This window comes from Pseudomonas sp. FR229a (assembly GCF_030209115.1).
Lineage (GTDB): Bacteria > Pseudomonadota > Gammaproteobacteria > Pseudomonadales > Pseudomonadaceae > Aquipseudomonas > Aquipseudomonas moraviensis_A.
This window is the reverse complement of the sequence record NZ_JARVSP010000009.1, coordinates 56136-70298: the sequence shown is the minus strand read 5'-3', so window position 1 is coordinate 70298 and position 14163 is coordinate 56136. Positions and strand designations below refer to the sequence as shown.

The 14163-nt window shown below is 60.1% G+C and carries 11 protein-coding genes and 1 pseudogene; 7 read left to right on the top strand and 5 right to left on the bottom strand.

Going from position 1 to position 14163, the window contains the following annotated elements; all coding sequences use genetic code 11:
* Window positions 1-220 precede the first annotated feature (220 nt).
* Window positions 221-2023 carry an acyl-CoA dehydrogenase gene (locus QRN33_RS09350; protein WP_285408224.1) on the top strand — a complete coding sequence of 601 codons (1803 nt, stop codon included), beginning with the start codon at window positions 221-223 and terminating at the stop codon, window positions 2021-2023.
* Window positions 2024-2205: 182 nt separating this feature from the next.
* Here the strand turns inward: QRN33_RS09350 and QRN33_RS09345 are convergent, their stop codons facing one another.
* The gene (locus QRN33_RS09345; protein WP_064363216.1) at window positions 2206-2508 is read right to left on the bottom strand and encodes a cell division protein ZapA; all 303 of its coding nucleotides are present in this window, start codon (window positions 2506-2508) and stop codon (window positions 2206-2208) included.
* On the bottom strand, window positions 2505-2735 hold the full coding sequence (locus QRN33_RS09340; protein ID WP_016772015.1) for a hypothetical protein: 231 nt from the start codon (window positions 2733-2735) through the stop codon (window positions 2505-2507). The genes QRN33_RS09345 and QRN33_RS09340 overlap by 4 nt, the downstream gene beginning before the upstream one ends.
* 277 nt (window positions 2736-3012) lie before the next feature.
* Between QRN33_RS09340 and QRN33_RS26695 the strand changes: the two are divergent.
* The 5 genes and pseudogenes from QRN33_RS26695 to selO all read left to right on the top strand — a co-directional run.
* Window positions 3013-3735: pseudogene (locus tag QRN33_RS26695) on the top strand (MCP four helix bundle domain-containing protein); the annotation flags it as partial.
* 30 nt (window positions 3736-3765) lie between these two features.
* Window positions 3766-4638 carry a methyl-accepting chemotaxis protein gene (locus QRN33_RS26690; protein ID WP_371919857.1) on the top strand — a complete coding sequence of 291 codons (873 nt, stop codon included), beginning with the start codon at window positions 3766-3768 and terminating at the stop codon, window positions 4636-4638.
* 324 nt (window positions 4639-4962) lie between these two features.
* Window positions 4963-6705: a potassium/proton antiporter gene (locus QRN33_RS09330; protein ID WP_042608725.1), complete on the top strand. Its 1743-nt coding sequence runs from the start codon at window positions 4963-4965 to the stop codon at window positions 6703-6705.
* 34 nt (window positions 6706-6739) lie between these two features.
* Complete coding sequence (gene mscK / locus QRN33_RS09325) at window positions 6740-10093, top strand: mechanosensitive channel MscK (RefSeq protein ID WP_083354048.1); 3354 nt, start codon at window positions 6740-6742, stop codon at window positions 10091-10093.
* 48 nt (window positions 10094-10141) lie between these two features.
* On the top strand, window positions 10142-11605 hold the full coding sequence (selO, locus tag QRN33_RS09320) for a protein adenylyltransferase SelO (RefSeq protein ID WP_285408219.1): 1464 nt from the start codon (window positions 10142-10144) through the stop codon (window positions 11603-11605).
* A 6-nt stretch (window positions 11606-11611) separates the two neighbouring features.
* On the opposite strand, the gene QRN33_RS09315 is transcribed toward selO, so the two are convergent.
* Both QRN33_RS09315 and QRN33_RS09310 read right to left on the bottom strand, forming a co-directional pair.
* Window positions 11612-12013: a helix-turn-helix domain-containing protein gene (locus QRN33_RS09315; RefSeq protein WP_123419853.1), complete on the bottom strand. Its 402-nt coding sequence runs from the start codon at window positions 12011-12013 to the stop codon at window positions 11612-11614.
* Entirely contained in the window at window positions 12010-12306 is a 297-nt protein-coding gene (locus QRN33_RS09310; protein ID WP_285408217.1) for a type II toxin-antitoxin system HigB family toxin, read from the bottom strand. Before QRN33_RS09310 ends, QRN33_RS09315 begins: the two co-directional genes overlap by 4 nt.
* 192 nt (window positions 12307-12498) lie before the next feature.
* On the opposite strand from QRN33_RS09310, the gene trxC reads away from it, so the two are divergent.
* Entirely contained in the window at window positions 12499-12933 is a 435-nt protein-coding gene (gene trxC / locus QRN33_RS09305; protein WP_285408215.1) for a thioredoxin TrxC, read from the top strand.
* A 133-nt stretch (window positions 12934-13066) separates the two neighbouring features.
* Here trxC and QRN33_RS09300 read toward each other — a convergent pair whose 3' ends face one another.
* A complete protein-coding gene (locus QRN33_RS09300) occupies window positions 13067-13837 on the bottom strand; it encodes a ParA family protein (RefSeq protein ID WP_064363225.1) in 771 nt (256 codons plus the stop codon).
* Window positions 13838-14163 lie beyond the last annotated feature (326 nt).

The window sequence follows — 14163 nt, the reverse complement described above, 5'->3', positions numbered from 1 at the left end:
ATCGATGTTGCCTGAGCCACCGCTTTCGCGAGCAGGCTCGCTCCCACAGAAGATCAAAAGATCGCAGCCTTCGGCAGCTCCTACATGGAACCGCATTCCAAATGTAGGAGCTGCCGAAGGCTGCGATCTTTTGCTTCTGCATCACGCTCATCAATCATCCTGTTCAGCCTTCATCAGCACACCTAGACTCGGCCCAACCCCAATCTCAAGGTAAGCCGCCATGTCCGAGACGCTGCTCAGTTCCCGCAATCTGGCTTTCGAGCTGTACGAAGTCCTTGATGCCGAGGGCCTGACTCGACGTGAGCGCTTTGCCGAGCACAATCGCGAGACTTTCGACGCCGCCATCGGCACCGCGCGCAGCATCGCCGAAAAGTATTTCGCCCCGCACAACCGCAAGGGCGATGAAAACGAGCCGCGCTATGAAGATGGCCAGGCCATTCTGATCCCCGAAGTGAAACCGGCGGTGGATGCCTTCCTTGAGGCGGGATTTCTCAATGCCGCACGCAGTTTCGAAGCCGGCGGCATGCAACTGCCCACCCTGCTGTCGCAAGCCTGCTTCGCGCACTTCCAGTCGGCAAACGCCGCATCGACTTCGTACCCGTTCCTGACCATGGGCGCAGCGAACCTGATCGAAAGCTTCGGCAGCGAAGAGCAGAAGCAGCGCTTCCTGCAACCCATGATCGACGGCCGCTTCTTCGGCACCATGGCCCTGACCGAGCCCCATGCCGGTTCGTCACTGTCGGATATTCGTACACGCGCCGAGCCCGCATCCGACGGCACCTATCGTCTCAAGGGCAACAAGATCTTCATTTCCGGCGGTGATCATCCGCTCTCGGAAAACATCGTGCACATGGTCTTGGCCAAACTGCCCGACGCGCCGCCGGGAGTGAAAGGTATTTCGCTGTTCATCGTGCCGAAGTTTCTGGTCAACGACGACGGCAGCCTCGGCCAGCGCAACGACGTGCTGCTCGCCGGGCTGTTCCACAAGATGGGCTGGCGTGGCACCACATCTACCGCGCTGAACTTCGGCGATAACGGTGAGTGCGTCGGCTATCTGGTGGGCAAGCCGCACCACGGCTTGAGCTATATGTTCCAGATGATGAACGAAGCGCGGATCGGCGTCGGCATGGGCGCGGTCATGCTCGGTTATGCCGGTTACCTGTATTCACTGGAGTACGCGCGCGAGCGGCCGCAGGGTCGGGTGCCGGACAGCAAGGATCCGACCACGGCGCCAGTGGCGATCATTCAGCACGCGGATGTCAGACGCATGCTGCTGACGCAGAAATCCTACGTCGAAGGTGCCTTCGATCTTGGCCTGTATGCAGCGCGGCTGTTCGATGACACCACGACGCTGGAGACCGAAGCCGAACGCAAGCAGGCGCATGAACTGTTAGACCTGCTGACGCCGATCGTCAAATCCTGGCCCTCGGAGTTCTGCCTGAAGGCCAACGAACTGGCGATCCAGATTCTTGGCGGTCACGGCTACACCCGCGAGTATCCGGTGGAGCAGTACTACCGCGACAACCGCCTGAACCCGATCCACGAAGGTACCCACGGTATCCAGTCGCTCGATTTGCTCGGACGCAAGCTGGCGCAGAACGGTGGCGCCGGGTTGAAGCAATTGATTCGCTTGATCGCCAACACCGCGCAACGCGCGACCGCATACGACTCGCTGAGCGCACTGCGCGAACCGCTGGAAAAACTCGTTGCCCGCCTGCAAACCGTGACCATCGGCCTGCTCACCGATCTGGCCCAGGGCAAGGTCAACAGCAGTCTGGCGAACTCGGCGTTGTACCTGAAAGTGTTCGGCCACGCGGTGATCGGCTGGCGCTGGCTGGAACAGGCAATTCGCGCCGAGGAAGGCCTGGCCAAAGGGCATGCGGCGGATGTCGACTTCTATATGGGCAAGTTGCAGGCGGCGCGGTACTTCCTGACGTGGGAAGTGCCGGGCTGCCAGCATGAGCTGGACTTGCTGGAGGCGCGGGATGATACGTGCCTGACGATGCGCGAGGAGTGGTTCTGATCCAAAAGCTGTTCAGCGCTTCAAACCTTCGCGAGCAGGCTTGCTCCCAATGGGTTCGGTGGCGTTCACACACCCAGTGAATCACCACGATAACTGTGAGAGCGGGCTTGCCCGCGAAAGGGCCGGGGCTGACGACACATCAGCCCAGCGTGAATCCACTCATCTGCACGCCAGCAACCCGATCAACCCTGATTGATCGTCTTGGCAATGGTCTCGACCGTGGCGCTGACTTGCTCTTGATAACGGTCGAGTTCTTCTTTGTGCTGCTTCTTCATTTCGATCTGCTGCGAGCACAGATTCATCGCCGCCAGCACCAGCAAACGGTCGCCGATCAGCGTCGGGTATTTGCGCTTGGTGTCTTCCAGCGCGGCCTTGAGCATCATCGCCGCATCCAGCAGGGTCTGTTCTTCCCCGGCCGGTGCCTTGATCGAATAGTCTTCGCCGAGAATGGAGATGACTTTTACCCCTGCTGTGCCGTGGTTCATGCGCTGACGGGACCTGCGTTGACGCGATCGACCAGTGCCTGGATGCGCGCGGCGGTGGCGCCGTGTTTTTCTTCCTGCTCCATCAGGTTCAGTTGCAGGTTTTCGTTTTCATCCTTGGCCTGGGCCAGTTCCGTGGACAGGGTCTGGTTGGTCTGCAGCAAGGTCTGGTTCTGTTGCACCAGGTCGCTGACGAGCTGTTCCAATTGGCTGAGGGATGCTTCCAACATTTTGATCTTCCAAGCGTTTTTCAAAGGGCGCGTACGATAAAGAAAAGTCACCACGGATGCCAGGGTTAAACCGGCGCAAGGCCTTGATTTGCCTGGGTGGCGAAGCTTCTCGCGAGTTTAAAAGACTGTGATTGGTCGATCTGGTTCCTGCACTTCGTCGCACAGAGCCGTCTGCGACAAATACGCACACCACCTCAAGACTTTAGTCGTATGACCGATAAGTCACCCATACAGCAGTCTCAGCCCGCATGGATGCGGCCCTTTTCGGTATCCGCCCATGTCCCTCCGCAATATGAATATCGCCCCACGGGCGTTCACCGGCTTCGCCCTGATCGGCGGCCTGATGTTGATTCTCGGCGTGTTTGCCCTGAACCAGATGAGCAAGATCCGCGCGGCCGGCGAAGACATCGCCACTGCCAGCGTGCCATCGATCAAGGCCCTCGACGAATTCACCCAGCTGACCCTGCGCCTTCGCGTACTGTCCTACCGCTTGCTGATCAACCGCGAACCCGATGTGCAGCAGAAAACCATCGAACTGTTCGACCTGCGCAACCGCCAGATCAGCGATGCGCAGCGCGCATACGAGCCGCTGATCGAAGGTCCGCAGGAACGCGCGGCGTACGATCAGTACGTGCAGTTGCTGGCGCAGTACCGTCAGCTTGAAGAGCGCATGAAAACCCTGTCGCGCAACAATCAGGTCGACGAGTTGCGGCAGATGCTCAACAGCGATTTGCTGAGCAATTCGGAAGCGGTGAATACCGCGCTGGCGCGTTTGCTGGAAATCAATACCCAGCAGATCGCCGAAACCGATCAGGGCGCCAAGGATCAGTACTCGATGTCGTTCGATCTGGTCGTCACTCTGCTGGTGATCGCCAGCGGCTTGACCTTGCTGTTCGCCTGGCTGCTGACCGTGAGCATTACCAAACCGATTTCCAAGGCACTCGAAGCGGCGGAAACCATCGCCGAAGGCAACCTGACCCAGCCGATCCATGTCGATGGCGAAGATGAAGCCGGGCGCCTGCTGGCGGCGATGGCCAAGATGCAATCGAAGCTGCGCGACACCCTGCAGCGCATTTCCGGGTCGGCCACGCAGCTGGCCTCCGCCGCTGAAGAGTTGAACAGCGTCACCGACGAAAGTGCTCGCGGCCTGACCCAGCAGAACAACGAAATCGAGCAGGCGGCCACTGCCGTCAACGAGATGACCAGTGCCGTCGAAGAAGTCGCGCGCAACGCGGTCAGCACTTCGGAAGCCTCGAAAAACGCCACCACTTCGGCGGGCGACGGTCGTGATCTGGTGCAGGAAACCGTCAGCGCCATCGAACGCATGAGCGCCGATGTGCAGAGCACGGCTTCGCTGATCGGCGACCTGGCCAATGAATCCCGCGACATCGGCAAGGTGCTCGACGTGATCCGTGGCCTGGCCGACCAGACCAACCTGCTGGCATTGAACGCAGCGATCGAAGCGGCCCGCGCCGGTGAGGCCGGTCGTGGTTTCGCCGTTGTGGCGGACGAAGTGCGCGCGCTGGCCCATCGCACTCAACAGTCGACCAGCGAAATCGAACGCATGATCGGCAGCATCCAGAGCGGCACCGAACACGCCGTGGATTCGATGCGCAACAGCACCGAGCGCGCCGAATCGACCTTGAACATCGCCCGAGGCGCGGGGATGTCGCTGGACACGATCAACAGCGCCATCGTCGAAATCAACGAGCGCAACCTGGTCATCGCCAGCGCCGCCGAAGAGCAGGCGCAGGTGGCGCGGGAAGTCGACCGCAATCTGGTCAACATCCGTGATCTGTCGGTGCAATCGGCGACCGGCGCGAGTCAGACCAGTGCGGCGAGCAACGAGCTGTCGCGGTTGGCGCTGGATCTGAACAACATGGTTGGGCGGTTCAGCCTGTAACCAACGCAAGATCAAAAGCTACCCCCTCACCCCAGCCCTCTCCCCCAAGGGGGCGAGGGGGAAGGGAGCAGATCGGGGGGCTTTCGAAATGCCCGTTCGACTCGGTAGTTCAGGGCGCCGCAGCAGGCACATTCACTTCGATCAGTCCCCTCTCCCTCCGGGAGAGGGCTAGGGTGAGGGGCAGCAATGCCGTGTCGAACTCAAATTCTGATGCCCTTCTGAAATCCTTTTTGACAGCATCACATTTCAACAGGTTAGAATCGCTGGCACGCAGACTGCATGGTCAGTTTGTGCCCCCGTCTTTACGCTTCTGGAGTACTGCCTTTGAATGCGACGACCATCAACAGCCTGTTCTTGATCGGCGCGTTGCTGGTAGGCGCAAGCATTCTTGTCAGCTCGCTTTCTTCACGTCTCGGCATTCCGATTCTGGTCATCATCCTCGCGGTCGGCATGAGTGCCGGGGTCGATGGTGGCGGGATCATTTTCGATAACTACCCGACGGCCTATCTGGTCGGCAACCTCGCTCTGGCGGTGATCCTGCTCGACGGCGGTTTGCGCACGCGGGTGTCGAGTTTCCGCGTGGCGTTATGGCCGGCGCTGTCGCTGGCCACGGTCGGTGTATTGATCACTACCGGGCTGACCGGCATGGCCGCGGCGTGGCTGTTCGACCTCAATCTGATTCAGGGCCTGCTGATCGGCGCCATCGTCGGTTCGACCGACGCCGCTGCGGTGTTCTCGTTGCTCGGCGGCAAAGGGCTGAACGAGCGGGTCACCGCCAGCCTGGAAATCGAATCCGGCAGCAACGACCCGATGGCGGTGTTTCTAACCGTTACCCTGATCGATATGCTCGCCAGCGGCCAGACCGGCCTGCACTGGAGCCTGCTGACCCACCTGATCCGCGAATTCGGCATTGGTGGCGTGATCGGTCTGGGCGGCGGCTGGGTAATGTTGCAACTGGTCAACCGCATCAACCTCGCGGCCGGCCTGTACCCGATTCTGATCATCGCCGGCGGCCTGGTGGTGTTCGCGCTGACCAACGCCCTGCATGGCAGCGGCTTTCTCGCCGTGTACCTGTGCGGTCTGGTGATCGGCAACCGCCCGGTGCGCAGCCGCCACGGCATTCTGCACATGCTCGACGGCATGGCCTGGCTGGCGCAGATCGGCATGTTCCTGGTGCTGGGGCTGCTGGTCACGCCCCATGATCTGCTGCCGATCGCCCTGCCCGCCCTCGGTCTGGCGCTGTGGATGATCCTGTTCGCGCGGCCGCTGTCGGTGATGGTCGGTCTGCTGCCGTTCAAGGCCTTCCACGGTCGCGAAAAAGCCTTTATTTCCTGGGTCGGTCTGCGCGGCGCGGTGCCGATCATTCTCGCGGTATTCCCGCTGATGGCCGGGCTGCCGCAAGCGCAGCTCTACTTCAATCTCGCGTTCTTCATCGTGCTGGTGTCGCTGCTGGTGCAGGGCACGAGCCTGCCGTGGGTGGCCAAGCTGCTCAAGGTGACGGTGCCGCCAGAACCCGCGCCGATCTCCCGGGCGGCGCTGGAAGTGCACGTGACCAGCGAGTGGGAACTGTTCGTTTACAAGCTCGGCGCCGAGAAATGGTGCATCGGTTCGCCCCTGCGTGAACTGAAAATGCCCGAAGGCACACGCATCGCGGCACTGTTTCGTGGCCAGCAACTGCTCCATCCGTCGGGTAGTACGGTGCTGGAAGTCGATGATTTGCTGTGTGTTATTGGCCATGAACACAACTTGTCGGCCCTCGGCAAACTGTTCAGCCAGGCGCCGCAACGCGGCCTCGACCTGCGTTTCTTTGGCGACTTCGTGCTCGAAGGAGACGCCCAGCTTAAAGCGGTTGCAGCGCTGTATGGCTTGCCGGCCGAAGGCATCGATCCGGACATGACGCTGGGGGCATTCATCGCCCAGAAAGTCGGGGGCGCACCCATCGTCGGTGACCAGGTGGAGTGGAACAATACCCACTGGACGGTCGCGGTCATGGACGGGAACAAGATCGGCAAAGTGGGCGTCAGATTCCCCGAAGGAAGTCGCCCGGGCCCCGGACTCTTCCTCTAAACTGCCTCCACTCTCACTTGCTTGACCGGTCTCTATGCCTACCCTGCGCTCCTTTTTCGCCGCGGCCCTGCTGGGCCTCAGTCTTGTCGTCGGCCCGCTGCATGCTGCCGAACCACCGTCCAGCGACGCCGTGCAGGCCAGCCTCGACAAGCTGGCCGACAGCAAACTGCCGGACGCCGACAAGAAGACTTTGCAGACCGTCCTGCAGAACACCCTCAATCAGCTCAATAACGAGCGTGATTACGAGCAGAAGCTGATCGATCTCAAGCGTCAGCTGGCCAATGCGCCGAAGCTGACGATTGAAAACACCCGCGAACTGAGCCGCCTCAAGGCTACCGCGCCGGTGCCGGTAGCCCAGCGTTTTCCGAAGGAGTCGATCCAGCAACTGGAGCAGATCCTCACCGATCGCTCGACCCAGCAAAGCGATCTGCAAAAAGCCCTGGCCGAAGCCAACAGCCTGATCATCACCGCGCAGACTCGTCCCGAACGTGCTCAGGCAGAGATTTCCGCCAGCCAGACGCGCATCCAGCAGATCAACACCATCCTCAAGTCCGGCAAGGACACCGGCAAAACGGTCACCGCCGAACAGCGCGACCAGTTGAATGCCGAACTGGCCGCACTCAATGCGTTGATTCCGCTGCGCCGTCAGGAACTGGCCGGCAACACCCAGTTGCAGGATCTGGGGAACGCTCAGCATGACTTGCTCTCGGAGAAATCCGATCGCCTCGACCGCGAAATCCAGGAACTGCAGACCCTGATCAACCAGAAGCGTCTGGCGCAGTCGCAGGAAACCGTTACCCAGCAATCGATCGAAGCGCAGAAGGCCGGGGGCAGCAGCCTGCTGGCGAGCGAGAGTGCAACCAACCTCAAGCTTTCCGACTATTTGCTCAAGAGCACCGACCGTCTCAACGAAGTCACGCAGCAGAACCTGCAGACCAAACAGCAACTCGACACCCTGACCCAGAGCGATTCAGCGCTGGACGAGCAGATCAACGTGTTGAAGGGCAGCCTGCTCCTGTCCAAGATTCTCTACAAACAAAAACAGGCACTTCCCCATTTGAAGGTCGACCGTGACCTCGCCGATCAGATTGCCGATATTCGCCTCTATCAATTCGACGTCAGCCAGCAACGCGAACTGCTCAGCAACCCGGCGACCTATGTCGACAATCTGCTGGCCACGCAGCCGCCGGAGCAGGTCACCCCGCAGTTGCGCAAGAGCCTGCTCGATCTGGCCAACACTCGCGCCGATCTGCTCGAGCGGCTGAACCGCGAATTGAGCGCGATGCTCAATGAGTCGATCACCCTGCAGCTCAATCAGAAACAATTGCTCAGCACTGCGCAGAGCCTGCGCGCGACCCTCGACGAACAGATGTTCTGGATCCCCAGCAACAAGCCTCTGGACGTGGAATGGATGCGCGGTGTGCCGGAGCGGCTGGAGCGGCAGGTCAACACCCTGCCTTGGGCGTCGAGCCTGAGCGAACTGACCGACGGCCTGACCCAGCGCCCCTTGTTGTTCCTGCCGCTGGCGTTGCTGATCGGCGCCCTGTTGTGGCGACGCAAGGCGCTGTACGGAAGACTCAACAAGGTTCACCAGGACATCGGCCACTTCAAGCGCGACAGCCAATGGCACACGCCGCAGGCAATCCTGATCAATATTTTGCTGGCGATGCCGGTGGCGCTGGGTCTGGCGCTGTGCGGTCTGGCCTTGCAGATCGACGCGCGCGGGCAGAACGCCAATATGGGCGCAGCGCTGTTGCAGATGGGTCAGGCCTGGCTGGTGTTCTACACCGCTTACCGGATCCTTGCGCCGGGCGGCGTGGCGGAATTGCACTTCCGCTGGGAGAAACCGCAGGTCGAGTTCCTTCAGGGCTGGGTACGTCGACTCGGCTTGGTAGTGATGGCGTTGGTCGCGGTGGTGGCGGTTGCCGAGTTGCAACCGGCGGCGCTGGCCGATGACGTGCTTGGCATGCCGGTGGTGCTGACCTGCTACGCCTTGATGGCGTGGCTGCTCAGTCGCCTGTTGATCAGCAGCCCGACGCACCAGAATGCTTCGCTGTTTCGCAAAGCCGTCGGGGTGATGTTCACTCTGCTGCCGATCGCCCTGTTCGTTGCGGTGTGCTTCGGCTACTACTACACCGCGCTGAAACTCAGCGACCGCTTGATCAATACCTTGTACCTGCTGATGTTCTGGCTGGTCATCGAAGCCACCTTTGTGCGTGGCCTGAGCGTTGCCGCGCGGCGTCTGGCTTACCAGCGCGCGCTGGCGAAACGGCAGGCGGCGAAAGAGGCCGGCGACGGCGAAGCGGTGATCGAAGAGCCGACGCTGGACATCGAGAAGGTCAACGAACAGTCCCTGCGCCTGATCCGTCTGGCCCTGCTCGGCGGTTTCATCGCGGCGCTGTACTGGGTCTGGTCGGACCTGATTTCGGTGTTCTCGTATCTGGACAACATCACCCTCTACGAATACACCAGCGGCACCGGCGCCAACATGAGCATGGTGCCGATCAGCATCGGCGACATGCTCGGCGCGCTGATCATCATCGGCATTACCTTCGCCCTCGCGCGCAACTTGCCCGGCCTGCTCGAAGTGTTCGTGCTGTCCAAGCTCAACCTGGCCCAGGGCAGCGCTTATGCGACAACCACGCTGCTGTCCTACGTGATTGCCGGCGTCGGCTTCGTCACCACCCTGTCGACCCTCGGCGTCAGTTGGGACAAGCTGCAATGGCTGGTGGCGGCGCTGTCGGTGGGCCTCGGTTTCGGTATGCAGGAGATCTTCGCCAACTTCATCTCCGGCATCATGATCCTCTTCGAACGCCCGGTGCGGATCGGCGACACCATCACCATCGGCAACCTGTCGGGCACGGTGAGCAAGATCCGCATCCGCGCCACGACCATCACCGACTTCGACCGCAAGGACATCATTGTCCCGAACAAAACGTTCATTACCGGGCAACTGATCAACTGGTCGCTGACCGACACCATCACCCGCGTCACGCTGAAACTCGGCGTCGACTACGGCTCGGATCTGGATCTGGTCAAGGAGTTGCTGCTCAAGGCGGCCCGGGAGAATCCGCGCGTGCTGAAGGAGCCGGAGCCGCACGTGTACTTCCTCAACTTCGGCGAAAGCACCCTCGACCACGAACTGCGCATGCATGTGCGCGATCTGGGTGACCGTAACCCGGTGCTCGACGAGGTCAACCGCTTCATCAACCGCGAGTTCAAGAAGCAGCACATCAACATCTCGTTCCGGCAGATGGAGGTTTATCTGAAGAATCTGCACGGCCAGGAATACAAGATGGTGCCGGTGGAACCGGAGAACAAAACCATCGTGCCGGTCGTCGACGGGCAGAAACCGTTGTCGGAACCGCCGCCGGGCAAACTCGACTAACCGTCATGATCCCAGCAGAATGCTCGGACATTCTGCTGGAGCCGGCCCGTGAAAGCCCTCGACGAACTGACTTTCGACAACCGCTTCGCCCGTCTCGGCGACGCGTTCTCTGCGCACGTACTGCCGGAGCCGATCGACAACCCGCGTCTGGTGGTCGCCAGCCCGGCCGCCCTGGCTCTGCTGGATCTCGATGCGGCCAGCGCCGAAACCGAAGAATTCGCGCAACTGTTCGGCGGCCACAAACTCTGGGCCGACGCCGAACCCCGAGCGATGGTGTATTCCGGGCATCAGTTCGGCGGCTATACCCCGCAACTGGGTGACGGCCGCGGTTTGCTGCTGGGCGAGGTCTACAACAACGCCGGCGAGCATTGGGACTTGCACCTCAAGGGCGCCGGACAAACACCGTTTTCGCGCATGGGCGATGGCCGCGCGGTGCTGCGTTCCTCGATTCGCGAATTTCTCGCTTCCGAAGCGCTGTACGCGTTGAACATTCCGTCTTCCCGGGCCGCCTGCGTGATCGGCTCCGACACGCCCGTCTGGCGTGAAAAGCAGGAACGCGCGGCGATGGTGCTGCGCCTGGCGCCGAGCCATATCCGCTTCGGCCACTTTGAATATTTCTACTACACCAAACGCCCCGAGCAGCAGAAACAGCTCGCTGAGCATGTGCTGGCGATGCACTTCCCCGAATGCCTTGAGCAACCGGAACCGTATCTGGCGATGTTCCGCGAGATCGTCGAGCGCAACGCCGAACTGATCGCCAAGTGGCAGGCTTATGGCTTCTGCCATGGCGTGATGAACACCGACAACATGTCGATCCTCGGCATCACCTTCGACTTCGGCCCGTTCGCTTTCCTCGATGACTTCGACGCGCATTTCATCTGCAACCACTCCGATGATCAGGGCCGCTACTCGTTCAGCAATCAGGTGCCGGTCGGCCAGTGGAACCTCAGCGCCCTTGCCCAGGCACTGACGCCGTTCATCAGCGTCGAGGCCCTGCGTGAAACCCTCGGCCTGTACCTGCCGCTGTTCCAGGCGCACTATCTCGACCTGATGCGCCGCCGCTTCGGCTTCACCACCGCCGAGGACGATGACCAGCAACTGCTGGAAAACCTGCTGCAACTGATGCAGAACAGCGGCGTCGACTACACACTGTTCTTCCGCCGCCTCGGTGAAGATTCAGCCGAACCGGCCATTGCCCGCCTGCGCGATGACTTCGTCGATATCAAGGGTTTCGATGCCTGGGCCGAACGCTACGTCGCCCGGGTGGCTCGCGACGGCGATGCCGATCAGGCACAACGCCGCGCGCGGATGCACGCGGTCAATCCGCTGTATATCCTGCGCAATTACCTGGCGCAAAAAGCCATTGATGCTGCCGAGCAAGGCGACTACACCGAAGTACGCCGCCTGCATGCGGTGTTGAGCAAGCCGTTCGAGGAACAGCCGGGAATGGAAGGTTACGCCGAGCGGCCACCGGAGTGGGGCAAGCATTTGGAGATCAGTTGTTCGTCGTGAGTCGATTCAGATGAACACTTCGATCGGTACATTGAAACGTTCAGCGAGCCAGCGGATCTGGCGGAGGTTGAGCTTTCGCTTCCCGCTCAAAATCTCTGAAACGACGGATTGAGTACCCACGCCAGGAAGGTCGCTCTGAGTGAGGCCGTGTTCGCGCATCATATAGCCGAGCACTTCTTCGCCGCTCGCTTCAGCCATCGGATGATGAGTGCGATCCCATTCCTCGATCCAGTCACCGATGATGTCCAAAAGACTCATCAATGGATGCGACTCATCTTCCCCGGTTATTTCGAGTATCTCATCGACCGCCCGCACCAAGGCGTCATAATCCTCCTCGCTCTTCGGCTTTCGAACCAGCGGAGCGACATATTCCCAGTGCTCGGCCACTGTCTTGATCAAAATGCTCATACCTTCCCTTCCTTCCATTTGCCCCGATCATATTCGCGATGATCCAGAACATATTTTATGTACAACCTCTGCGATCGATAACTGACGAAGGCTATCAGTCGCAGCTTATTGCCGCCCAGGTCAAAGACATGAAATTGGCCCACCTTGTCGATCGCAGGAAATATCGATTTCATCGCCGCGAAGTCGTTGGGACAGCTTCTCTTTGCCAGTCGAAACCACTGCGCCAGTGCGCTCGCGGATTGTGGCCATTTTTCCTTGGCCTCTCTGATGGGTTTTTCGCTAAACACATGCATGCAACATCCTTATCGCATTCTGCTATGGAAAGTAATCGAAGGGCGCGATTATCGCAATGTGCGATAGAGGCAGACAGACCGACGGCGCGTCCGGTAAATCTCAGCCTAGGTCTAACCTCGAACCGTGCACGATTGAAAATATGAGCAAACGTCTCCAACTACCTTTCATCAGCTCTCTTTTGGACTCCGCTCATGACGACCCCACTCCTCATCCCCTGCCCCACCTGCAATGGCCTTAACCGCATCCCCGCCGAGCGCTTGGCTGACCAGCCCAAATGCGGGCGCTGCAAGTCTGCAGTGCTGTTGAGCAAACCGTTCGATCTCAAGCAAGCTGATTACGCCAGTCAGATCAAGGGTGATCTGCCATTGCTGGTAGATGTGTGGGCCGACTGGTGCGGGCCGTGCAAGTCGTTCGCGCCGGTGTTTGAACAGGCCGCGGCGCAGTTGGCGGGCAAGTGTCGACTGGCCAAGCTCGACAGCGAGGCGAACCAGCAGTTGTCGGCACAGTTGGGGATTCGCTCGATTCCGAGTCTGATTCTGTTTAAAAACGGCAGGGAGGTGGCGCGCCAGAGTGGTGCGTTTCCGTTGCCGCAGTTGATGGCGTGGTTGCGTAGCCAAGGCATCTGACACAACCAGATCATCCTGTGGGAGCGAGCCTGCTCGCGAAGGCGGCCGATCATTCAGCGCTGATATTGAATGTGCCGGCCTATTCGCGAGCAGGCTCGCTCCCACATTAGGAATTTGCGTGTCATTCGGGGAATCAGTGGCCTTCCAGCAGATTGTGCAGTTCAACAAACTGCTGGGTCAGTTTGTGCCGTGGATCGAGGTGGATCAGCGGCATGCTGGCCTGGTGCGACTCGCGCATGCGCACCGAACTGCTCAGATACACCGGCAGCACCGGCAAGCCCTCAGCGATCAGCTCATCGAGCATCTGCTGTGGCAGGCTGGCCCGCGCCTGGAACTGATTGACCACAATGCCTTCGACTTCCAAGCCTTCGTTGTGGTCGTCCTTCAATTCCTCGATTTCGGCGATCAGCCCGTACAGCGCCTGACGGGAGAAACTGTCGCAGTCGAAAGGAATCAACACCCGATCCGCCGCAATCAGCGCCGATACCGCATAGAAATTCAACGCAGGCGGGGTGTCGAGATAGATCCGGTCGTAATCCTCGGCCAGCTCATCGAGCAACTTGCGCAGCTTGTTGATCTTGTGTTTCGCCTCGAGCTTGGGCTGCAGATCGGCCAGCTCGGCAGTGGCGGTAATGATGTGCAGGTTGTCGAACGGCGTTTCGTAGATGTCTGCCTGATTCTTTTTCGAGAACGGCCCGGAGGACAGCGTCTGTTTGAAGAAATCGGCGATGCCCATGGGGATGTCGTCGCCAGTGAGCCCGGTCAGATACTGAGTGGAATTGGCTTGGGCATCGAGGTCGACCAACAACGTGCGATAACCCTCGCTGGCGCTGACCGCCGCCAGATTGCAGGCGATGCTGGATTTGCCTACGCCACCTTTCTGATTGAACACCACGCGCCGCATGACCAAACCTCCGTGTATCAAAGAATGACCGAGTGTAGTTGCCGGTGACTGCGCTTCGCTACCTTCACGGACATGGACTACGCCGTCAGGTGTAAATATCGACGCTCAGCCATGGAAAAAACCGCCAGCCATCGCAGAGACTCCTGACAGACAGGCCGCGGGGAATATGGATAATGGCCAAGTGATAGCCACCTGACGAACCGCTCGGTACATTTTGTTGGGCAAAATGTAACCAACATTTGCTACACACCCGTCGCACCGGGATAATGCGCGCCACCCGGCGCCCTGCGCCAAGCCAAGCCTGCTGCGGCGCTGGCGACTCAACG

Coding starts and splice junctions, on each gene's coding strand:
- QRN33_RS26690 (WP_371919857.1), top strand. CDS start 3,766: ATGGCCAAGATGCAATCGAAGCTGCGCGACACCCTGCAGCGCATTTCC.
- QRN33_RS09350 (WP_285408224.1), top strand. CDS start 221: ATGTCCGAGACGCTGCTCAGTTCCCGCAATCTGGCTTTCGAGCTGTAC.
- QRN33_RS09340 (WP_016772015.1), bottom strand. CDS start 2,735: ATGTTGGAAGCATCCCTCAGCCAATTGGAACAGCTCGTCAGCGACCTG.
- QRN33_RS09315 (WP_123419853.1), bottom strand. CDS start 12,013: ATGAGCATTTTGATCAAGACAGTGGCCGAGCACTGGGAATATGTCGCT.
- QRN33_RS09310 (WP_285408217.1), bottom strand. CDS start 12,306: ATGCATGTGTTTAGCGAAAAACCCATCAGAGAGGCCAAGGAAAAATGG.
- QRN33_RS09345 (WP_064363216.1), bottom strand. CDS start 2,508: ATGAACCACGGCACAGCAGGGGTAAAAGTCATCTCCATTCTCGGCGAA.
- QRN33_RS09300 (WP_064363225.1), bottom strand. CDS start 13,837: ATGCGGCGCGTGGTGTTCAATCAGAAAGGTGGCGTAGGCAAATCCAGC.
- mscK (WP_083354048.1), top strand. CDS start 6,740: ATGCCTACCCTGCGCTCCTTTTTCGCCGCGGCCCTGCTGGGCCTCAGT.
- trxC (WP_285408215.1), top strand. CDS start 12,499: ATGACGACCCCACTCCTCATCCCCTGCCCCACCTGCAATGGCCTTAAC.